Source organism: Pseudomonas sp. B22129 (assembly GCF_044218875.1).
In the GTDB taxonomy this organism is placed as follows: Bacteria; Pseudomonadota; Gammaproteobacteria; order Pseudomonadales; family Pseudomonadaceae; genus Aquipseudomonas.
Map to the genome: position 1 here is coordinate 6,366,852 of NZ_CP162592.1, position 19,811 is coordinate 6,386,662.

The 19,811-nt window shown below is 53.8% G+C and carries 20 protein-coding genes; 3 read left to right on the forward strand and 17 right to left on the reverse strand.

Annotated features, from left to right (window positions below):
- Positions 1 to 62: 62 nt before the first annotated feature.
- From kdpC to kdpF, 4 genes are all read right to left on the reverse strand, one after another.
- A complete protein-coding gene (gene kdpC / locus AB4P94_RS28960; RefSeq protein ID WP_395608505.1) occupies positions 63 to 608 on the reverse strand; it encodes a potassium-transporting ATPase subunit KdpC in 546 nt (181 codons plus the stop codon).
- A gap of 139 nt (positions 609 to 747) precedes the next feature.
- On the reverse strand, positions 748 to 2,805 hold the full coding sequence (kdpB, locus tag AB4P94_RS28965) for a potassium-transporting ATPase subunit KdpB (RefSeq protein WP_395608506.1): 2,058 nt from the start codon (positions 2,803 to 2,805) through the stop codon (positions 748 to 750).
- 12 nt (positions 2,806 to 2,817) lie between these two features.
- Positions 2,818 to 4,512: a potassium-transporting ATPase subunit KdpA gene (gene kdpA / locus AB4P94_RS28970; RefSeq protein WP_395608507.1), complete on the reverse strand. Its 1,695-nt coding sequence runs from the start codon at positions 4,510 to 4,512 to the stop codon at positions 2,818 to 2,820.
- 9 nt (positions 4,513 to 4,521) lie between these two features.
- Positions 4,522 to 4,611, reverse strand: coding sequence for a K(+)-transporting ATPase subunit F (gene kdpF / locus AB4P94_RS28975; protein ID WP_003218754.1), 90 nt, complete (start codon positions 4,609 to 4,611; stop codon positions 4,522 to 4,524).
- A gap of 413 nt (positions 4,612 to 5,024) precedes the next feature.
- Between kdpF and eat the strand changes: the two genes are divergently transcribed.
- On the forward strand, positions 5,025 to 6,389 hold the full coding sequence (gene eat / locus AB4P94_RS28980) for an ethanolamine permease (protein WP_395608508.1): 1,365 nt from the start codon (positions 5,025 to 5,027) through the stop codon (positions 6,387 to 6,389).
- 111 nt (positions 6,390 to 6,500) lie between these two features.
- Entirely contained in the window at positions 6,501 to 6,668 is a 168-nt protein-coding gene (locus tag AB4P94_RS28985) for a DUF2897 family protein (RefSeq protein ID WP_008437727.1), read from the forward strand.
- Positions 6,669 to 6,674: 6 nt separating this feature from the next.
- Here AB4P94_RS28985 and AB4P94_RS28990 read toward each other — a convergent pair whose 3' ends face one another.
- A complete protein-coding gene (locus AB4P94_RS28990) occupies positions 6,675 to 7,523 on the reverse strand; it encodes an urea carboxylase-associated family protein (RefSeq protein WP_395608509.1) in 849 nt (282 codons plus the stop codon).
- A gap of 14 nt (positions 7,524 to 7,537) precedes the next feature.
- The gene (locus AB4P94_RS28995; RefSeq protein ID WP_395608510.1) at positions 7,538 to 8,182 is read right to left on the reverse strand and encodes a GntR family transcriptional regulator; all 645 of its coding nucleotides are present in this window, start codon (positions 8,180 to 8,182) and stop codon (positions 7,538 to 7,540) included.
- Between the two features lie 133 nt (positions 8,183 to 8,315).
- On the opposite strand from AB4P94_RS28995, the gene AB4P94_RS29000 reads away from it, so the two are divergent.
- Positions 8,316 to 8,894 carry a TetR/AcrR family transcriptional regulator gene (locus tag AB4P94_RS29000; protein WP_395608511.1) on the forward strand — a complete coding sequence of 193 codons (579 nt, stop codon included), beginning with the start codon at positions 8,316 to 8,318 and terminating at the stop codon, positions 8,892 to 8,894.
- A gap of 27 nt (positions 8,895 to 8,921) precedes the next feature.
- On the opposite strand, the gene AB4P94_RS29005 is transcribed toward AB4P94_RS29000, so the two are convergent.
- The 11 genes from AB4P94_RS29005 to AB4P94_RS29055 all read right to left on the reverse strand — a co-directional run bounded on the left by AB4P94_RS29005 (position 8,922) and on the right by AB4P94_RS29055 (position 19,807).
- Entirely contained in the window at positions 8,922 to 9,254 is a 333-nt protein-coding gene (locus AB4P94_RS29005; RefSeq protein ID WP_395608512.1) for a ComEA family DNA-binding protein, read from the reverse strand.
- 128 nt (positions 9,255 to 9,382) lie between these two features.
- Positions 9,383 to 9,991 (reverse strand): HAD family hydrolase, encoded by a 609-nt coding sequence (locus AB4P94_RS29010; protein WP_395608513.1) that lies wholly within the window; start codon positions 9,989 to 9,991, stop codon positions 9,383 to 9,385.
- On the reverse strand, positions 9,988 to 10,884 hold the full coding sequence (locus tag AB4P94_RS29015; RefSeq protein ID WP_395608514.1) for an NAD-dependent epimerase/dehydratase family protein: 897 nt from the start codon (positions 10,882 to 10,884) through the stop codon (positions 9,988 to 9,990). Before AB4P94_RS29015 ends, AB4P94_RS29010 begins: the two co-directional genes overlap by 4 nt.
- Positions 10,881 to 11,948: a hypothetical protein gene (locus AB4P94_RS29020; protein WP_395608515.1), complete on the reverse strand. Its 1,068-nt coding sequence runs from the start codon at positions 11,946 to 11,948 to the stop codon at positions 10,881 to 10,883. Before AB4P94_RS29020 ends, AB4P94_RS29015 begins: the two co-directional genes overlap by 4 nt.
- A 148-nt stretch (positions 11,949 to 12,096) precedes the next feature.
- Positions 12,097 to 14,094, reverse strand: coding sequence for a polysaccharide biosynthesis protein (locus tag AB4P94_RS29025; RefSeq protein WP_395608516.1), 1,998 nt, complete (start codon positions 14,092 to 14,094; stop codon positions 12,097 to 12,099).
- Positions 14,095 to 14,215: 121 nt separating this feature from the next.
- Positions 14,216 to 14,776, reverse strand: coding sequence for a sugar transferase (locus tag AB4P94_RS29030; protein ID WP_395608517.1), 561 nt, complete (start codon positions 14,774 to 14,776; stop codon positions 14,216 to 14,218).
- A 27-nt stretch (positions 14,777 to 14,803) separates the two neighbouring features.
- Positions 14,804 to 15,910 (reverse strand): acyltransferase family protein, encoded by a 1,107-nt coding sequence (locus AB4P94_RS29035; RefSeq protein WP_395608518.1) that lies wholly within the window; start codon positions 15,908 to 15,910, stop codon positions 14,804 to 14,806.
- Complete coding sequence (locus tag AB4P94_RS29040) at positions 15,903 to 16,913, reverse strand: UDP-glucose 4-epimerase family protein (RefSeq protein ID WP_395608519.1); 1,011 nt, start codon at positions 16,911 to 16,913, stop codon at positions 15,903 to 15,905. Before AB4P94_RS29040 ends, AB4P94_RS29035 begins: the two co-directional genes overlap by 8 nt.
- A 2-nt stretch (positions 16,914 to 16,915) precedes the next feature.
- Complete coding sequence (locus AB4P94_RS29045) at positions 16,916 to 18,022, reverse strand: DUF1972 domain-containing protein (protein ID WP_395608520.1); 1,107 nt, start codon at positions 18,020 to 18,022, stop codon at positions 16,916 to 16,918.
- Complete coding sequence (locus tag AB4P94_RS29050; RefSeq protein WP_395608521.1) at positions 18,012 to 19,106, reverse strand: glycosyltransferase family 4 protein; 1,095 nt, start codon at positions 19,104 to 19,106, stop codon at positions 18,012 to 18,014. Before AB4P94_RS29050 ends, AB4P94_RS29045 begins: the two co-directional genes overlap by 11 nt.
- An 11-nt stretch (positions 19,107 to 19,117) precedes the next feature.
- Complete coding sequence (locus tag AB4P94_RS29055; RefSeq protein ID WP_395608522.1) at positions 19,118 to 19,807, reverse strand: acyltransferase; 690 nt, start codon at positions 19,805 to 19,807, stop codon at positions 19,118 to 19,120.
- Positions 19,808 to 19,811 lie beyond the last annotated feature (4 nt).

Here is a 19,811-nt window from a genome sequence, read left to right on the forward strand (position 1 = left end):
TCCCACAGGGAAATGCATTCCAAAGGTGGGAGCGGGCTTGCCCGCGATGACGGCATCACTGCTTACAACTTTTCCAGAGCCATGTTCAGTGCCAGCACGTTCACCACCGGCGGGCCCACCAGCGGGCTTTCGATGTGCTCATCCAGCAAACGTTGCAGTGTAGCCACCGGCACATTCCGCGCCGCCGCTACCCGCGCCAGTTGATAGGCAATCGCCTGTGGTGGCAAGTGTGGATCAAGACCGCTGCCGGAGGTAGTCAGCGAAGCCAGCGGCACCGGGCCCTGGCCGGGGACCAGCTGTTTGTTGGCATCGTCAAAGATGCGTGTGGCCAGGGCCGGGTTGCTGGGGCCCAGGTTGCTGGCGCTGCTGGAAACCGTGGCAAACGCGCCAGCGGATGGGCGTGGGTGGAACCAGCTGTCACCCGTGAAATCCTGGGCGATCAGGCTGGAGCCGCGCACCTTGCCGCTGGCGTCACGTACCAGGCTGCCATTGGCCTGGTCCGGGAAGGCGACTTGCGCCACGCCGGTCACCACCAGCGGGTAGGCCACGCCAGTGATCAGGGTCATCAGAACCAGCAGGCTCAGGGCCGGGCGGATCATGTTAGTCATCTTGAATTCCTCAATAAATCGAGTAACCACTGTGGCGAGGGAGCTTGCTCCCGTTCGGCTGCGTAGCGGCCGTAGAATCTGGGACCGCTACGCGGTCCAGCGGGAGCAAGCTCCCTCGCCACAAAAAAATACGCCTCAGTTACACCAGGTGCAGCGCAGTCAGCAGCATGTCGATGGCCTTGATGCCCACGAACGGCACCAGAATCCCGCCCAGCCCGTAGATCAGCAGGTTGCGACGCAGCAACGCTGCCGCACTCGCCGCCTGCACGCGCACACCGCGCAACGCCAGAGGAATCAGCACCACGATGATCAGCGCGTTGAACACAATGGCCGAAAGGATCGCGCTCTGCGGGCTTTGCAAATGCATCACGTTGAGCACGCCCAATTGCGGGTAGATCGAGGCGAACAGCGCCGGCAGGATCGCAAAGTACTTGGCCACGTCGTTGGCGATGGAGAACGTGGTCAGCGCGCCACGGGTCACCAACAGCTCTTTACCAATCTGCACCACGTCCAGCAGCTTGGTCGGGTCGCTGTCGAGGTCGACCATGTTGGCGGCTTCACGGGCGGCCTGGGTGCCGTCGTTCATCGCCATGCCGACGTCAGCCTGGGCCAGCGCCGGGGCGTCGTTGGCGCCGTCGCCGCACATCGCAACCAGGCGGCCGTCGTTTTGCTCGTGGCGAATGCGCGCGAGTTTTTTCTCCGGAGTCGCTTCCGCCAGCACGTCATCCACGCCCGCTTCGGCAGCAATGGCAGCGGCGGTCAGCGGGTTGTCGCCCGTCACCATCACGGTGCGGATCCCCAGTTTGCGCAGTTCGGCGAAACGCTCGCGGATACCGGGTTTGACCACGTCCTTGAGGTGGATCGCACCGAGCAACTTGCCATCGGCACACACCAGCAAGGGGGTGCCGCCGCTTTGGGCGATCTTGTCGATTTCACGGGACAGCGCCGGTTGCAAATCACGGCGCTGTTGGCCGATGAAAGCCAGCAGCGAATCCACGGCGCCTTTACGGAACACGCGGCCCTGGTAATCAACACCGGACAAACGGGTTTCGGCACTGAACGGCACGGAGGTCAGTTGATCAAGCGTCGGCTCGGCCTGAGGGTGCAAGGCGCGCAGGTATTCAACGATGGATTTGCCTTCCGCCGTGTCATCCGCCAGGGACGCCAGCAGCGCGCCTTCGGCCAGGTCACGACCGCTGACGCCAGGCGCGGCAATCACCGCCGCGCAGCGACGGTTACCAAAGGTGATGGTGCCGGTCTTGTCGAGCAGCAGCACATGCACGTCGCCCGCCGCTTCCACCGCACGACCGGATTTGGCGATCACGTTGAGCCGCACCAGGCGGTCCATGCCGGCGATGCCGATGGCCGACAACAAGCCGCCGATGGTGGTAGGAATCAAGGTCACCAGCAGTGCGACCAGGAACACCAGCGGCAAGCTGCCATTGGCGAAGTGGGCGAACGGTTGCAGGGTGACCACCACCAGCAGAAAGATCAGGGTCAGGCCGATCAGCAGGATATCCAGCGCGACTTCGTTGGGGGTTTTCTGGCGTTTGGCGCCTTCCACCAACGCGATCATGCGGTCCAGTGTGGATTCGCCGGGGTTGACGGTGATGCGGATCAGCAGCCAGTCCGAGACCAGGCGGGTGTTGCCGGTGACGGCCGAACGGTCGCCGCCGGACTCGCGGATCACCGGTGCGGATTCGCCGGTGATCGCCGCTTCGTTGACCGCCGCGATGCCTTCGATGACCTCGCCGTCACCGGGGATCATTTCCCCGGCGGCGACGCGTACCACATCGCCTTTGCGCAGGCTGGTGGCCGGCACGACCTTGAAGGTGCCGTCGGCTTCCTTGCGGCGTGCGCTGAGGCCTTCGCTGCCGGCCTTGAGGCTGTCGGCGCGGGCCTTGCCGCGACCTTCAGCCAGGGCTTCAGCAAAGTTGGCAAACAACACGGTGAACCACAGCCACACCGCGATTTGCACGGCAACATACGTCGGTACGGCCGTGTCGGGCACAAAGCACAACACGGTGGTGAGGATGGCGGTCAGTTCGACCACCAGCATCACCGGCGAGCGTTGCAGCTGGCGTGGGTCCAGCTTGACGAACGCCTGGACCAGCGCCGGGCGCCACAAGGCGGAGATGGCGGTTTTGGCAGGCTCCTGGGTGGTTACAGGGGCGGCATTTTTTGCAGGCATATTCATTTTCATATCCCCTTAGAAGCCCATGCTCAAATGTTCAGCGATTGGGCCCAGTGCCAGCGTTGGCAGGAAGGTCAGGCCGCCCACCAGCAAAATGGTCACGGTCAACAGGGTCACGAACAGCGGGCCATGGGTCGGGAAGCTGTTCTGGCCGATCGGTGCGGTTTTCTTCATCGCCAGGCTGCCGGCCAGGGCCAGAACCGGGAGGATGTAGCCGAAGCGGCCGATCAACATGCCCAGGCCCAGCATCAGGTTGTGGAACGCGGTGTTGGCACTGAAACCACCAAATGCCGAGCCGTTGTTGGCACTGGCCGAGGTGTAGGCGTAGAGCAACTGGCTGAAGCCATGGGGGCCGGGGTTACTGATGGCACCGGCCGGGCCAGGCAGGCTGGCGGCGATGGCGCCGAGCACCAGCACGCCAACCGGCATCACCAACAGGGTCACCACGAGCAATTGCACCTCCTTGGCCTGGAGTTTCTTGCCCAGGTATTCCGGGGTGCGGCCGATCATCAGCCCGGCGAGGAACACCGCGATCAACACGTTGAGCAACATGCCGTACATACCGGCGCCGACACCGCCGAAGATCACTTCGCCGACCATCATGTTGACCAGCGCCACCATGCCGCTCAGCGGGTTGAGGCTGTCCTGCATGCCGTTGACCGAGCCGTTGGACGCCGCCGTGGTGGTCACCGACCACAACACAGTGCCGGTGGTGCCGAAGCGCGCTTCCTTGCCTTCCAGTGGCGCGGTTTGCTCGACGGCCGGGTTGTTCAGCGTCGGGTTGGGCTGGTATTCGGCCCACAGCGAAGTCGCGCCGCCGATCAGGAACAAAGCGAGCATGCAACCCAGGATGGCGCGGCTCTGACGCAGGTCTTTGACGTAATGGCCGAAGGTGAACACCAGCGCCACCGGGATCAGGATGATCGCCGCCAGCTCGAACAGGTTGGCCCATGCGGTCGGGTCTTCAAACGGATGCGCCGAGTTGACACCGAAGAAGCCGCCGCCGTTGGTACCCAGTTGCTTGATCGCAATCTGGCTGGCCGCCGGGCCCAGTGGAATCACTTGATCCACGCCCTGCATGGTCACCGCGTCGACATAGTGCGCGAAGGTTTGCGGCACGCCCTGCCATACGAGGAACAACGCCAGCACCAGGCACAACGGCAGCAGGCCGTAGAGGGTGGCGCGGGTCATGTCGACCCAGAAGTTGCCCAGGGTCTTGGTGGATTTGCGACCGATCCCACGGCACAAAGCGACCAGAACTGCGAGGCCGGTAGCGGCGCTGACGAAGTTCTGCACGGTCAGGCCGACCATCTGGCTGAGGTAGCTCAGGGAGGCTTCACCGCTGTAGGACTGCCAGTTGGTGTTGGTCATGAAACTGATCGCGGTGTTGAAGGCCAGCGTCCATTCCTGGCCCGGCAATTTCTGCGGGTTCAGTGGGAGATAATCCTGAAACAGCAGGATCGCGAACAACAGCACAAAACCTGCAAGGTTGAACGCCAGCAAAGCCAGCGTGTATTTCTGCCAGCTTTGTTCCTGATGCTCGTCCACGCCCGACAGGCGATAACACGCGCGCTCCACGGGGCCGAACACGGGCGTGAGCCAAGTGCGCTGGCCTTCCATCACGTTGTAGTAGAACCGCCCCAGGGCCGGGGCCGGGATCAGCACCAAGGCAAAGAAGGCAATGATCAGCCAATAGTCATAACTGTGCATGGCCAGCTCCTAGTTCCGATCCGCGCGTAACAGCGCAACCAGCAGATAAATGAACAGCGCCACGGCCAATAGCAGTGACACCCCGTCCAGAACGCTCATGGAAGTCTCTCCGAATTGCGGCGATTGCCGCGTGTAGGGCAATTGTCGGCAGGAGTGGCGTAAAGGAACGAGAGCGAGGGTATGGGCGGGGCGTAAAGACGGCGTAAAGAGTGGGTTTATGCGGGGTTTACAGGGGGATTTGCAGTGGGTTGGAGGGCCTCATCGCGGGCAAGCCCGGCTCCCACACTTGACTGTGTTTAAGCAAGGCATGCGCGCTCCACTGTGGGAGCGGGCTTGCCCGCGAAGGCGCCAGCTCAGTCACCACAGCACTTATCTGGTGCAAAGCAGGCAAAATTCAAACGCAAAACCGTCGCACTGGCGACAGTTACGCCGCTTTACGACAATGATTCTCAGGCTGGCATGGCCACTGCAACACCCTGACTCATTCCAACCGGTTCAGGGAGAGCAGCACAATGAACACACAACTCAAACCCACCTTGGGCACCTTGCACCTGTGGGGCATTGCCGTCGGGCTGGTGATTTCCGGCGAGTACTTTGGCTGGAGCTACGGCTGGGGCGTCGCCGGTACCTTGGGCTTTTTGGTCACTTCGCTGATGGTCGCGGCGATGTACACCTGCTTTATCTTCAGTTTCACCGAGCTGACTACCGCAATTCCCCATGCGGGTGGGCCATTTGCCTACAGCCGACGCGCCTTTGGAGAGAAAGGCGGCTTGATCGCCGGCCTGGCGACATTGATCGAATTTGTCTTCGCCCCGCCAGCGATTGCCCTGGCAATCGGCGCCTATCTCAATGTGCAGTTTCCGGCACTGGACCCCAAGCACGCGGCCGTCGGCGCCTACATCGTGTTCATGGGCCTTAATATCCTCGGCGTGAAACTGGCGGCCACCTTTGAACTGGTAGTGTGCGTGCTCGCCGTCGCCGAGTTGCTGGTGTTCATGGGCGTGGTCGCCCCCGCCTTCAGCTTCAGCAACTTTGCGCTCAATGGCTGGGCCGGCTCCGACACCTTTGGCGCACCGGCGATTGCCGGGATGTTTGCCGCGATTCCGTTTGCCATCTGGTTCTTCCTCGCCATCGAAGGCGCAGCCATGGCGGCCGAGGAAGCGAAAGACCCCAAGCGCACCATTCCAAAAGCCTACATCAGCGGCATCCTCACCCTTGTAGTCCTGGCCATGGGCGTGATGTTCTTCGCCGGTGGCGTGGGCGACTGGCGCACCCTGTCGAACATCAACGACCCGCTGCCACAAGCCATGAAAACCGTGGTGGGCGACAGCTCCGGCTGGCTGCACATGCTGGTGTGGATCGGCCTGTTTGGCCTGGTAGCCAGCTTCCACGGCATTATCCTTGGCTACTCGCGCCAGTTCTTCGCCCTGGCACGCGCCGGTTACTTGCCATCTTTCCTCGCCAAACTGTCGCGCTTTCAGACACCTCACCGGGCAATCATCGCCGGCGGTGTGGTCGGCATTGCCGCGATCTACAGCGACGGCTTGATCAACCTGGGCGGCATGACGCTGACCGCAGCAATGATCACCATGGCGGTGTTCGGTGCCATCGTCATGTACATCATGAGCATGCTCAGCCTGTTCAAGCTGCGCAAAACCGAGCCGCTGCTGGAACGGACCTTCCGCGCGCCGGGCTACCCGATCGTGCCGGGTATCGCGTTGGTGTTGGCTGTGGTGTGCCTGGTGGCGATGGCGTGGTTCAATGCGCTGATCGGTTTGATTTTCTTGGGCTTCATGCTGGTCGGCTTTGTGTACTTCCAGATGACAGCGCAAGACCGTGCCGACGCGCCAGCGGATGCGATGTTGACCGGGCTCTGAGGTTAACGAGGCGGAACAGGCCTACACTGAACTACTCAGAAAGCCTGTGACTCAAAGCTGTTATTACCGTGGGAAAACTCTCCCCCGGTAGTCCGCCTCAAGGAGAGCCTTATGCCGTGGTATGCGTGGTTGATTTTAGTGGTAGCGATCGGGTCGATCGTCGGTGGGCTGTTGATGCTGCGTGACAGCGCCAACAAGGTGGAACTCACCGACGAACAACGTAAACGCGTGGCCGAGCGCAACGCCCAGGCAGACGCCAAGGATGCGCAGGACCGCTAGGGCGTTTTACTCCCACGCCGCCTTGGCAATGTGCAAGCCGTGCTGCCCCTTGTAGGCGGCACGCTCAGGCTGGCTCCAGCCGTTGAGCAACTCATCCTCCAATCGATAGATCTCTACGCCCAGTGGACGGCACACCGTCAACGGGTCCTGCGCGTCCGGCCCCCACATCGGCAGCGACAGATCGCCCCCCGGGCAGGTCGACAACGCACACAGCAGATCAATCTCGGCAAAGAACTCCAGGTAATCGCCCTTCTGCGCCGGGCAGGCTTTCATGAAATACATGTCGTCATGATTGAGGCCGGTGCACTGGAAAATGTTCAGCACGTCATGCACATCGAATTCGGTCAGGCCGTGAGGCAGCACGGCGCGGGTCAGGTTCGAGTGGCAATGATGGTGGAAGTCTTCCCCGGTCAGCATGCGGTTCACATAAGGGTCGCAGCGTGTGCCAAGCAAATCGTGCAGGCGGCCGCCATGTTCATCGATGCCGTAGCTGGCCAGGCTGTCATCCGTAATGGTTACCAAAGGACGCAAAAACGGCAGGTTCGACCACAGACGGTCATGGGTGCTGACATGGGCGCCCTGCAACTGGCGCGTTCTCGCAGCCCACAGGCGTTCGCGAGGGTCGTTGGCGTTCCACACGTTGAAATCACCCACCTGCGGACCTACAGGCGTGGTGACGCGAAATACATGCCCGGCCGGCACCTTCCACGCCCTGCCCGTGCGGATCGGCACCTCGAACTGCTCGATCAGCGTGCGCTGGTCCGGCCGGTCACGAATGCGCTCGTAGAACGCCTTGTCCACCTGCAGCGCGGAGCCTTTGCTGACCTGATAAGCGGCCGGGTAATCTTTGTACATGGGGCAATCCTCCATCAAGGGTGATCAAACAGGGCAAGGGAAAGGCGTTCCGAATCGTCAAGGTAGGAGCTCATCGCCTCCTCGGCCGCCAATTTATTTGCTTGAGCCAGCAACTGGTAAATCTCAAGGTCGCGCTCCAGCCATGGCGATTGGAAACGCTGTTCATCAGGAGCGGCACAGAACACCAGCCGCAGTTGGGCTATCACCTGGGCAAAAAACTCATCAAATAACGGGCTGTGCATCAACCCGACAATCTGCTGGTGAAACACCAGGCTGTGGGTGGCGACTGCTCGCCAGTCCTCACGCTCCCGCGCCAGGCCTGTCGCCTCGATGGCGTTTTGCATGCGCTCGGCTTGATCCTGCGTCAGCGCGTGGCTCTGCGAGATTGCCCGCAGCTCCAGGGTCCGGCGTACGACGAACAGGTCGCGCACCTCTTCACGCTCCAATCGACGGACCATCACGCCTTTATTGCGCACATAGCGTGTGAGCCCCTCTTGCCCCAGGCGATGCAAGGCCTCTCGGATAGTGTTGCGCGAGGCGTTATAGGCTTTCACCAGGTCCGCCTCGACCAATGGCATGCCCGGCAGCAAACGCCCGCCGATGATGTCGGCACGTAATTCCAACGCGATCTGGTCAGCCAGGGACAAACTGAGTGTCATCACCACCTCAAGATTGTTGAACAATGTCTGAACCAAACGTAATCACTTTTCATGCCAACGCAGACGGGCACTTTTCTGAGTGGGTAAACCCCTCAATTTAGTTAACATGTGCGCTCGTCCCCGAGGCAGTCCTATGCGTTACTCACAAGACCATAAAGCCCAGACCCACCAACGCATCATCAAAGAAGCGTCCGTACGCTTTCGTCGCGATGGCATTGGTGCCACTGGCCTGCAGCCGTTGATGAAGGCGCTGAACCTGACGCATGGTGGCTTTTATGCGCACTTCAAATCCAAAGACGAACTGGTGGAAAAGGCTCTGCAAGCGGCGGCAGCGGAACTGGATGCGCATTGCGAGATGCTGTTCAACCAGGAACGGCCGTTGGATGCATTTATCGACAGCTACCTGTCGGAATGGCACCTGACCTCGCCGGACCAAGGCTGCCCACTGCCGACCATGTCCTCCGAATTGGGGCTGCGCGGTCAGCATAGCTCGACGACAGATGCGGTACTCGAGGCGCGGTTGAAGCAGGTTGAGTCAGTATTGAAAATCGACAACGCTGATGAAAAAAGCCTGGTATTGATGTCGACCCTGGTGGGGGCGCTGGTACTGGCAAGAAGCGTCGAAAATCCCGAGCTGGCAACACGCATCCTTGAAGTGGTACGCGGGACATTGAAAGATCAAGTTTCTGATGAGGAAAAGACCGGTCAATGACCGGCCTCTTGCATTGCACTCAAATTCTCAGTTGATTGCGAGCCTGTCGCGGTTCTTCTCGAGCAATGCCTTGCCGATACCCTTTACTTCCAACAACTCGTCAACCGCAGTGAACGGGCCATTGCTGTCGCGGTAGGCGACAATCGCCTTGGCCTTTGCAGCTCCGATACCGAAAAGGTCACGGCGCAGGGTTTCGGCATCGGCGGCGTTGAGATTGACCTTGGCCGATTCTTCGCTTTTGGTCATTTGGGTGGCGACCGGAGCAGGACCTTCCGGCTTGACTGCCGGCGCCGCGGTGGCACCCACTGAAATGCTGGTGAGCAAGGCGAAGATAAGGGAAGAAATGTAGGTGTTTTGCATTGGTGACGCTCCATGACATCGGTAAGAGAAAAGCAGCTTTCCGAAGCTGCCTTTCTAACTTAGATGATGCTGGGAGAGAGTCAAAAATGGGTGGGTTACAGGGTATTACCCATTCGCCCGATGCAAACTCAAAGCCTGAAATCAACAACTGATTCCAGGATGAGGCTCGGGCGATAGCCCGACAACGCCTTGGTCGTCATAAATCCCGTCAACACCGCACAGGTTTTAATCCCGAGAGCCTGGCCAACCTGAATATCTTTGCCTGTATCGCCAATCATCCAATCGCCTGGAGTTAAATTCGAGACGTTTTGAATGATTAATGACTCTTTGGACTTGTTTTGCTCGGTAATCATTACATTAGTAAAATACTCTAGCAAACCCAGCGACTCCAGTTGTGCAAAAACCGGACTAACATGCTGGCGAGCCGTGCACACATGCAGAGTGGCCGAACGTTTTAATTCCTCCAATGCCTGGTGCATGCCTGAAAAATTGGTATCGATCTCAAGCATTGTTTGGCTCTCAATCAAATCCATCCATTCCTGGCGAAACTCCACTACCTTACGCTCATCGAACCCAAAGTGATTACTCACTATTGTTTCATTGGAAAGCCCAGAAAACTTAAAGTCCCAATACTGATCAAATGTAAGCGTAGACTGCGGGACCAATAATTGAAAGAGCCGGTGCAAGCGCGCCTTGGAATCGATAAGCGTCCCATCCAGATCAAAAATGATATTCATCCGAGACTCTTAAAATGAAGAAATTCAACACCCAAGCCGATATCAAAATCCGTCTCATCAGGCAACAAATATTTCTTTAACCGAAACGTATCAAAAACAAAATCCCGCTTGACCCCATTAAAATCTCGCTGCACTACCTCTACTGGGCCGTCACTGAGGGCAATCAACTTATCCAAAAGAGTTTTGATAGACACGGGGTAGCCACCAACGAGGTTTATTACGTCGACGGTATCTTCTAACTCTACAGCGGCTAGTATTGCACGAACAACATCATCGATGTAGATGAAGCTCCTCAGCTCAGCACCGTCACCATATAACTCAACAGGCTGTGCTTCAAGAATACGCCTAATCGTTTTAGGTAGAAACTTTTCGTACTTTTCCTCGCCTGGACCGTAAACATGACCAACACGCAGAATATGTCGTGCCAGTTTTTTCTCAGCGGTGTATACCGAAATCATTTGTTCGCAGTAAAGTTTCGACCAACCATACAATGTAGATGGCAGCGTCGCCGTTGACTCCGAAATAATCGTATCCACCGCATACACATCAAGTGTGCTCGTAAACACAATCTTGCGCAATGAGTCGAACGGAAGATTCAGCAACTTCTCCGTAAACGAAATATTCCCATTACAACCGGCAATGACATTAGCCTCTGCACCTGTTTTTGGCGTGTAGGCCCCAGCATGAATTACGATTTGAACCGTTTTTATTTTAGTTATATCATCTGGTCCAAGTCCTAAATCGAGTAACTTATTATTATAAACAATGCTATGGCATTTACGGGTAGGCTCCGAACTGAAGGCGATCACATTGGCACTTCCCCACTTTGCCAATGCAGCATCCAGCAAACGCCCCCCAATAAAACCAGTGACCCCAGTAATCATGACAATCATGGGAATATAATCTCGTCGCGAATACCTTGTTCGGTGGTGAGCACCGGCCGAGTGTCCATACCGCGAAGCCACATCAAGCCATCGGGCAAAGGGTTAATTGTACGGTCGAGCTGCGGAAGCTCGCCATACAGTGCAATATCCTTGAAAATTTCCGGCATGTTCAAACCGGCCTCGGTGAAAAACTGAACAGTTGTAAAGAAACGTGAAATATTAATTTCTGTGGGGTTGGGTACGCCATCAAACCCATAGGCCATGTCTACACCGAAAATACCGTGTGGCTTTGACGAAACTGATTTAACGCAGTTGATAGCAATTTCGGTTGCTTGATCGTTGGTACACGTTACTCCAACTTTTGTAACGCCGGTCACACCGGAAATGCTTCTGTTCCCATGAGTCCAGCTTCGACGTTCACGGGATTGAGCAACAACCAGCTCACCATGATTCCAAATGGAAAGCCACGTAATGGTGTCAGGCGTTAGTAGCTCTGCCGCCACAAAATCCCCCCAGCCTTTATAATGGTCAATCCAAGCCTTCGCGAGGGTGAAATCATTTGTTGGTATAGCGCCCTTGCCACCGCCACCAATAGAAGATGCGCGAAGCCAAATCTTCCCGTCAGCATTACCAAGCTCTTTAAACGCCTCTTTCAGATCATGCTCATTATTAATCATGATATTACGAGGCACGGGCACACCCGCGCGCTTGAACGCTTCATACGATTTATGCTTATGCACACAAGTGTCGATAACATCATGCTCTGGCATGAAAATTTTTGTGCCGGTCGCCTGAATGTCGTCGCGGATCAAAGACGCGTGAAAAATTTCGAGATCATTCTGAAAGTGCACCAAATCTGGCTTTTCAGCATTAAGCAACTGAATAAGCTTTTCTTTGTACTCAGGAGCATTAGCGTAAGGAATATAGAATTTCTTGCTCGCCTTCGACAAGGCGAGGTCTGAAGGTTCGGACCCCATGCCAATAACGACTTCTCCTTTTCGGCCCATCAAAAGGGAGTTGATTACGCCTTCGGAAGGAGCACCACCGGCCCCTGCGATAAGTATTTTAGACATTCGAAACTCCCTATGAAATATAATATTGAAACTGTGCAAAAAAATTATTTAATGACCAGAATATAAGCCCGTGCCGCTTTCCGTAAGCTGTTTAGCTGGAACAAGCGTTCAACAAATCACATCATTCCAAACACTAACCCCTGAAAAATCAAGGTTCGAGTCGACGCTGTAGATAAATCCAGTCAACGATTTCACCATCCGGGCTGTAACCGCTGACCGTGTCACGCAACAATTGGCGGACGCGGTTATAGTCGTCCTGATCGACGGCGGCGAGCAGTTCGGAGAGTTTTAACTTGAGAGCCTCCCACGGCAGGTGATCTTCGTTGGCACTCATGATCATCGGGTGTGGGGTGGCAACCACATTGTCACCAATCAACAGCTCTTCGTAGAGCTTCTCCCCCGGACGTAATCCCGAGAACTCGATAGCGATATCACCGTGAGGATTTTTGTCGGAGCGCACGCTCAAGCCGGACAAATGGATCATTTTCTCGGCCAATTCGACAATCTTGACGGGTTCGCCCATATCCAGCACGAACACATCTCCGCCTTGGCCCATTGAGCCCGCCTGTATAACCAGTTGAGCGGCTTCCGGAATCGTCATGAAATAGCGGGTAATTTTCGGATGAGTGACTGTAAGCGGCCCACCCGACTTGATCTGCTTGTGAAACAACGGGATAACCGAACCGGAAGAACCCAGAACATTGCCAAAACGCACCATCGTGAAACGGGTCTTGTTGACGCGTGAAACGTTGGATTTATCACCAAATAGAACCGGGGCGAGCTCCCGGCTCAAGGCCTGGAGCGTCAGTTCAGCAAGGCGCTTGGTGCTACCCATTACATTGGTTGGGCGTACGGCTTTGTCCGTAGAAATCAAGACAAAGTTGGAGGCGCCTGCCTGAAGTGCTGCCTGAGCTGTATTAAGTGTGCCAATCACATTATTGAGCACACCTTCCGCAATATTATGTTCGACGATAGGAACATGTTTATAGGCAGCCGCATGATAAACAGTGTCTACGTGCCAGGTTTTCATAACATCAAGCAGCTTCGACTGATCACGTACAGATCCCAGTATCGGCAGTAACTTGACCGGCAACGAGTTTCGAGTAATACGCTGTTCCAGTTCAGACAGAATACTGTAGAGGTTAAACTCGCTGTGTTCGAACAACAACAGGGTCGTAGGTTTCAACTCCAGAATCTGCCGACACAGCTCAGAGCCAATAGACCCGCCCGCCCCGGTCACCAAAACACTTTGCCCCTTGATGCAATGTTCAAGCAATTCATCTTGAGCTGGCACAGAATCACGACCGAGCAAGTCAGCAATATCGACTTCCTGAATATCGTCAACCTTGACCCGTCCGCTGGCGAGGTCCATGAAACCAGGGACGCTGCGGACATGGAGCGGAAAACCTTCCAGGAAACCGAGCACTTCACGACGCCGACCGCGGCTAGAAGACGGGATCGCCAAGAGAATTTCCTGAGCCCCGGTAACATCGATCATTCGCTGAATATGCTTGGGTTTATAGACCTGGAGACCGGAAATAACACGATCCGAGATAGTGGTATCGTCATCGATGAATGCGACAGGCCGCATGACGCGCCCCATACGCAGTGCCGCAACCAATTGGTTACCTGCCGCTCCGGCCCCATAAATGGCTACACGTGGTAATCCATCCTCACGGCTGGTAAATGGCACATGTTGGGCAGCAGCAAACCAATCGCCCAGGAAATACTGGCGCATGGTCAAGCGCAGGCCGCCTACCATGATCAGGCTCAACCACCAGTAGTTAAAAATAATTGAACGAGGAACGACATTCTGATGGTTGCTGTACCAGTAGACGACCACTCCCAGGATCAGTGATGAGAGGCTGACGGCTTTGATAATAGCGACCAGTGCATCATTGCCGAAATACCGCATTACAGCGCGGTACATGCCGAAGCGAATGAAGAGCGGAATTGCGATCACCGGTGCGGCCAAAAATAGCCAAAGATGCATTTTGACAGGGTTGATCATCTCATCGATACCGAGGCGAACAACAAACGCCATCCACAGTGCTAAAAAGACCAGGACAACATCCGCACATACCTGAATCAATCGTTTTTGATGACGAGGTAGTTTCAATAGCCAAGTGCGCAACCGGTTAATCATGATTCACCTACGGTCCATGCGTTAGATCAAAAATTCTTGTCGACCGCGCAATAAACGCAGAACAAAAAGCACATTACACAATGCCTGCCAAAACAGACCATTCGTCGACGTCACCCTAAATTCAATGGGAAACACCGTCCCGTTTGAGCACCTTCAAGGCTGTCAAAAACAGGATTTTCAGATCAAAAAAGAAATTCATATTTTTGGCGTAATAAGCATCATAGCCAACCTTAACCGGTATCGGCAACTCATCACGCCCGTTCACCTGCGCCCACCCGGTGAGTCCCGGACGGATCAGGTGTACTCCTTGTTCTGTACGTAACTCTATCAGGTCAGCCTGGTTGAAAAGCGCGGGGCGCGGCCCGACAAAACTCATATCGCCTGCAATGATACTCCACAATTGAGGCAGTTCATCCAAGCTGGACTTTCGAAGAAAGTTTCCAATTGGCGTCAGATACTGAGAAGGGTCCGATAACAAGTGCGTAGCCACTGCAGGCGTACCGGTGCGCATTGAGCGAAACTTGGGCATCCTGAATACCGCGTTATTGGCACCCACGCGATCCGACCAATACAACGCGGGGCCCTTCGACGTCAATTTAACTGCCACCGTAACAAGCACAATTGGGATCAACAGTATGAGCAGGGTAAACAAGCTCAATACAAGATCAAAAAAACGCTTCATCTTAAGCACCAACCTTTCAATTCAGAGCTATTTAGTTGAGTATCTATTAAAAATTCTTGAGCATCGTTCAAGGGACTGAGACAACCGCTGCGCGACAGCCCTTTTACGCAAAATGCAAGGATGCTCAATAAAATGCCAGGACAACACGGCTGGAATAAGTGCAAAAGCGAAAGCCACAAAAATCATGGTAATCGGAGATATCCCCTTCCAGAGGTGAGCCAGGATTTCTTGAGTTGGAAACGCATAGATGTAGAGACCGTAAGAATAGTCACCCAACTTATTGTACTGCCGGGCAAACCACTGCGTATTGAAGCCAACAAAAAAAACGGAATAACTCCAGGCCATCACGAACGCTTCGACAAAAACAGGGGTCTTGAACAACAACAACGCCCCCAACCAAAGCCCTGCCATAACGCGATAGTCCAATCGAATGTTAGATTTGTATGAATACAAGACCATCCCGACTACAAATGCAAAACTCCATTGCACCCACATACGAAGCTGCAGGCCGGGTTGGATATAATCTTTCTCCAAAAGAAATTTGAATGAAAAATAGAATAAAACATACGCGACAAAAAACAACGAGATCCAGCGTACGCGCCTGAAAAAGCCAACAACGCCAAGCACTAAAACCATGGCATACAGCGTAGCTTCATAATACAAGGTCCATAATGACCCGTTTATCCCCGGGTAAGGATTATCTTGAAAAAGCCCGGGCAGCTGAAAGTGAATATCCTTCAGTTTCAAATTAGCTGTTATATAACGGTATACTTCCTTTGAGGAAAAGTAGTCACGCGCATTCATATCAGTAAAAAGCGGACCAATTACCAAAGCGCTTAGCACCAGAACAACCAATAGCGCTGGGTACAGCCTCAAAATCCTTGCGACTACAAAGTCAATATTCGTTTTCGAGCGCTCGTAGCTCAACGAAATAAAAAACCCTGAGATACAGAAAAAGGTGAATACACCCAGGCCACCCAGGGAAATCCCAATCTGCGCTACAAGCGGTTCGACTTCGCTGGCGCCGCGGGAAAGCGGATAAGCGTGGGAAACCAGTACAAAAAGCGCCGCGACCATGCGGATAAAATTAAAGTTATTATCCCTCGACTTCAGCAATTCAGACAGATTACCCATGGCTCACTCCGGCTTTTTGAGCACGATAATGACTTGCCGTAATAGCAAAAGCCCGGTCAACGCTAACGGGTGGTACCCAACCCAGGCGCTCCCGCGTATCGGTGATATCAACCTGAAGCGAGCCGCATAAACGCTGCAGGAAGTCCTTCTTACCCACAAGAGAGGCAGCCAGGGACAAAAGAAATTGTGGAAACGCAAACAGGCGAGACTTCTTGTTCATGGCCACTGCCAGCTTTTCTAAAATCTGAGCGATCGATAAGTCTTCACCATCACTCACCAGAAAGACCCGGTTTGCCGCAGCGGGATGATGAATGCAGAGGCAAATCAGGTCGACCAGGTTATCAATAAAAACCAGGCTTCTGCGATTGTTAATGGTACGAAATGGCAGAGGCAGCCCTTTGTCGACCGTCGCTATCATCCTCTCAAAGTTCGCTTTTACGCCCGGCCCGTATACCAGCACAGGCCTGATAATCACAACGTCCATTGAAACCTGGTTGGCCAATGCCAAAAGCGCTTGTTCCGCTTCCATCTTGGACACACCATAAGCGTCAAGAGGAGCAGGTGCGTCTGAGGAGCTAAATGCCCGGCTCACCTCGGTCTCTTCACCATTGACCTTGACAGAGCTTATAAAAACAAACCGCTTTACCCCTGCCGCTGCTGCTTGCCGGGCAAGGTTCAGCGTGGCGTCTACATTGACCTCACGAAACGCCTGCAAAGGGTTGGCATGCGTTTCGTTCATGATATGCGCCCGTCCCGCCGAGTGAATCACTGCATCCACCCCCTTTAACGGAGCAGCCCAGTCATTTTCTCCCGACAATGACTCAACCCTATGATCCTCTACACCTGGCAGCGTCGTGGCAGCAGATTTACGAGTCACGTTGACGACCTGATACTTGGCGCCCACGAGAGCACCCAAAATCGAGCGCCCCACAAAACCAGTGCTTCCAGTAAGAAGCACCTTGGGCATTTCAGACGTGGGCGCGCCGTTCAAATCATCGAGCATATTCAAGCCTTATCAGACGACAGCAATTGTTTGAACAATTTATCATATTGAGCAGAAACCCCTTCCCAACGATAACGACGCACCGCTATCTCATGCATTGTTTCACTCAGCACCTTGCGCTCGGACTCATCACCAAAAAGACGAGTTGCATGGTTTGTCAGCTCTTGGCAGGAAGAAAAGAATTTGGCGCTGTCTTCGGTCGAGGCTCGATTGAAGGACACATCAAAAGCGATAATCGGCAAACTCAACCACATTGCTTCCACAAGCGAAGGGTTGGTTCCACCTGCACTGTGACCGTGAAGGTAAATAGTGGCATTACTGCGCAACGGGCTCAGTTCATCGCCATTGTAGATCGGGTCCAGCAGATGCAGGTTGGCTGCACTTGAGTACTTGTCCTGAAGCGCCTTCCCGTATTCACTTTGCTTCCAATTCCCCACAATCACCAAGGGCAGGCCACTGGCATGAAAAGCCTCGACAATGATGTGAATGTTGTTTTCAGGCTCAATCCTGCACACGGAAAATGCATAGGGCTCACGAAGGAACGGGTAACGTTCCCTATCGGACTCGTCCAGCACACGCGTCTTCGCCTGATCCCCACCGTAGGCAATAAGGGTGCTTTCACGGCCGTATTCACTGCGCACATAGTCCTGAAGCACCTGATTATCCGTCACCACGGCATCAGAGTACTTGACGGCGACGGCCTCTGAAAACTTCAAGAACTTTTTCGCAAGCGGCGACCATTTCGCGCGCTTCCACTCATATCCATCGATATTTACGACAATTTTCTTTTTTGTCAGCATCTTGATGAATGGAAGTGCAATGCAACCCGACACCCCCAAAATCACCAATACGTCGTTCTTACGATAGGCATGCAGCATGCTGACAATATCATAAGGGATACTTTGTACACCGTTGGCCTTTAACGGTACGTAAATCAGATCAGCATTGCCGTATTTCTTGGGCTGAGACGAGTAGGACTTTGAACTGCAATACACCGAAATATCGTAATCGCGATCCAGGTAGGTTACCAACTGCTCAGACAGGGTCTCCCAACCACCATACTGTGCAGGAAGACCGACCGTGCCAATAATTGCAAATTTAGTTCCCATCAAACACCCCAAGCACACCACTTTCGAATTTTTCACTTGAGAAACTAAGTGACTTCAACTTTGCCGCTTCAGACAAGCTATAACACACTTCAGGATTGCTCTGGAGGTATTCAAGTTTATCGGCTATATCTTTGACACGGTCAGAAGACATCAAATACCCTTCAACGCCATCCGAGACAAGTTCAACTGGCCCACCTACAGGAGGAACAATGCACGGAATACCAAAAGAAAGCCCTTCGAGAATTGTCAAACCAAATGTTTCGACCCATTCATCCGGCTTTGAAAGACTGAGTAAAACACTCGCCCTTTGATAATGAGGGACAACATCTGAACAACTTGAAATAATTTCCAAATTGCCGGAAAGGGTAATACCTGAAAAAAAATCAGCCACTTCAGCGTCAGTCGCCCCAAGCACCAACTTCATCTGGATAGCCGGGTTATTACTCAGCAATTTAGCAAGCTCGACAAACTCATTGACTCCTTTGTAGGATTTCAAAGAGCAGATCATCAACACATTAAATTTGTCTTCCGTGAGAGCCTGATAGACGTGACGTTGAGCTGCAGCCTCCATAGCATAGGGAACTGAATTATAGATCACGCGGCTGTCTACATTTGAAAAGCCCTCAGTTCGCGCAAGAAAATGTGAAACAAAAATATTTTCACTTGAACATTTTTGAACGACCCAACGCAAAAAAACCTTTAGCGGCTTTGGGCGAATTGATGTTTCATGAATATGATAAACAACCTTTATTCCAAGCACCTTGCCTGCCAAAGCGGCACCAAAGGGAAGCAAGGTATTAACATAAAAGACTGCCGATTTATTTTTATACCGCAGTAACTTAAGAAACAGAACAAGTTGCGAAGCACTGTAGCTAATCAGCGTCAGCAGTTTATTATCAAAGCGCTTATAAAAATAACGCCTCTGAATACAAGACACTGAAGACAAAAACCCAGCACTCCCCTTGCCCCCCAAGAATAGCTCGGCCTCAAATCCTTTTTTTGACACTGCTTCAACAACCTGGGAAAGAACTTTCGGACTTCCACTGTAGTCATTCAACAAATGAAAAAATATAATTTTTTTCACTACACATCCTTTTAGCTACGTTCTTTAATACGCTTTGCCGGGACGCCCGCATAGATCGAATTAGCGGCGTATCGCCCTGCTTTTAAAACTGCCCCGGCTGCGACAACGCAACCCTCTTCCAGGACCACTCCATCCAGCACCGTGACTTTGGCACCAATCCAACAATTATTACCTATCTGTATACCTTCATTGTTGACACCCTGAAGGCGGATAGGCATTGAGGGATCAGAAAAATTATGGTTTTCAGAGTGAAAGGAAACGTAGTTCCCAATGATTGTATCATCACCGATGGTGATGCCTCCGGCGCAACCAAGAAAGCTACCGCTGCCTATGCCCACATCATTACCCACCGACAAGCCCACGCCCAGCTTTGTCAAACTGCCGGTACATTCAATAATAACATTTTTCTTCAAGGAAACCCCGCGACCAAACGTAATCCCGTTGACCGCCAAAGCATCGATAAAGCAACCGTCATCTACCACCAGCCCTCTACCTGCCTGAATCATCGAACGAGCCTTCACGGTGACGCCTTTCCCCACCAGAATGACAGACAGTTTTCTAAACTTTAAAAAACCATTGACCGCCATGAGTGCTTTTGACACTGCAAAATTAAATAGGTAACCGCCAGGAATTCTATTATCTATTCTTATGGCTCTCTTCCTCACTTTCAAAGAAAGAAACTCGACCAGCTTTATCAACATGATT

Coding starts and splice junctions, on each gene's coding strand:
- AB4P94_RS28995 (WP_395608510.1), bottom strand. CDS start 8,182: ATGACACTCAGTTTGTCCCTGGCTGACCAGATCGCGTTGGAATTACGT.
- AB4P94_RS29040 (WP_395608519.1), bottom strand. CDS start 16,913: ATGCTCGATGATTTGAACGGCGCGCCCACGTCTGAAATGCCCAAGGTG.
- AB4P94_RS29055 (WP_395608522.1), bottom strand. CDS start 19,807: ATGTTGATAAAGCTGGTCGAGTTTCTTTCTTTGAAAGTGAGGAAGAGA.
- AB4P94_RS29025 (WP_395608516.1), bottom strand. CDS start 14,094: ATGATTAACCGGTTGCGCACTTGGCTATTGAAACTACCTCGTCATCAA.
- AB4P94_RS28985 (WP_008437727.1), top strand. CDS start 6,501: ATGCCGTGGTATGCGTGGTTGATTTTAGTGGTAGCGATCGGGTCGATC.
- kdpF (WP_003218754.1), bottom strand. CDS start 4,611: ATGAGCGTTCTGGACGGGGTGTCACTGCTATTGGCCGTGGCGCTGTTC.
- kdpB (WP_395608506.1), bottom strand. CDS start 2,805: ATGAATATGCCTGCAAAAAATGCCGCCCCTGTAACCACCCAGGAGCCT.
- AB4P94_RS29015 (WP_395608514.1), bottom strand. CDS start 10,884: ATGATTGTCATGATTACTGGGGTCACTGGTTTTATTGGGGGGCGTTTG.
- kdpA (WP_395608507.1), bottom strand. CDS start 4,512: ATGCACAGTTATGACTATTGGCTGATCATTGCCTTCTTTGCCTTGGTG.
- AB4P94_RS29005 (WP_395608512.1), bottom strand. CDS start 9,254: ATGCAAAACACCTACATTTCTTCCCTTATCTTCGCCTTGCTCACCAGC.
- eat (WP_395608508.1), top strand. CDS start 5,025: ATGAACACACAACTCAAACCCACCTTGGGCACCTTGCACCTGTGGGGC.
- AB4P94_RS29045 (WP_395608520.1), bottom strand. CDS start 18,022: ATGGGAACTAAATTTGCAATTATTGGCACGGTCGGTCTTCCTGCACAG.
- AB4P94_RS29010 (WP_395608513.1), bottom strand. CDS start 9,991: ATGAATATCATTTTTGATCTGGATGGGACGCTTATCGATTCCAAGGCG.
- AB4P94_RS29020 (WP_395608515.1), bottom strand. CDS start 11,948: ATGTCTAAAATACTTATCGCAGGGGCCGGTGGTGCTCCTTCCGAAGGC.
- AB4P94_RS29000 (WP_395608511.1), top strand. CDS start 8,316: ATGCGTTACTCACAAGACCATAAAGCCCAGACCCACCAACGCATCATC.
- AB4P94_RS29030 (WP_395608517.1), bottom strand. CDS start 14,776: ATGAAGCGTTTTTTTGATCTTGTATTGAGCTTGTTTACCCTGCTCATA.
- AB4P94_RS29035 (WP_395608518.1), bottom strand. CDS start 15,910: ATGGGTAATCTGTCTGAATTGCTGAAGTCGAGGGATAATAACTTTAAT.
- AB4P94_RS28990 (WP_395608509.1), bottom strand. CDS start 7,523: ATGTACAAAGATTACCCGGCCGCTTATCAGGTCAGCAAAGGCTCCGCG.
- kdpC (WP_395608505.1), bottom strand. CDS start 608: ATGACTAACATGATCCGCCCGGCCCTGAGCCTGCTGGTTCTGATGACC.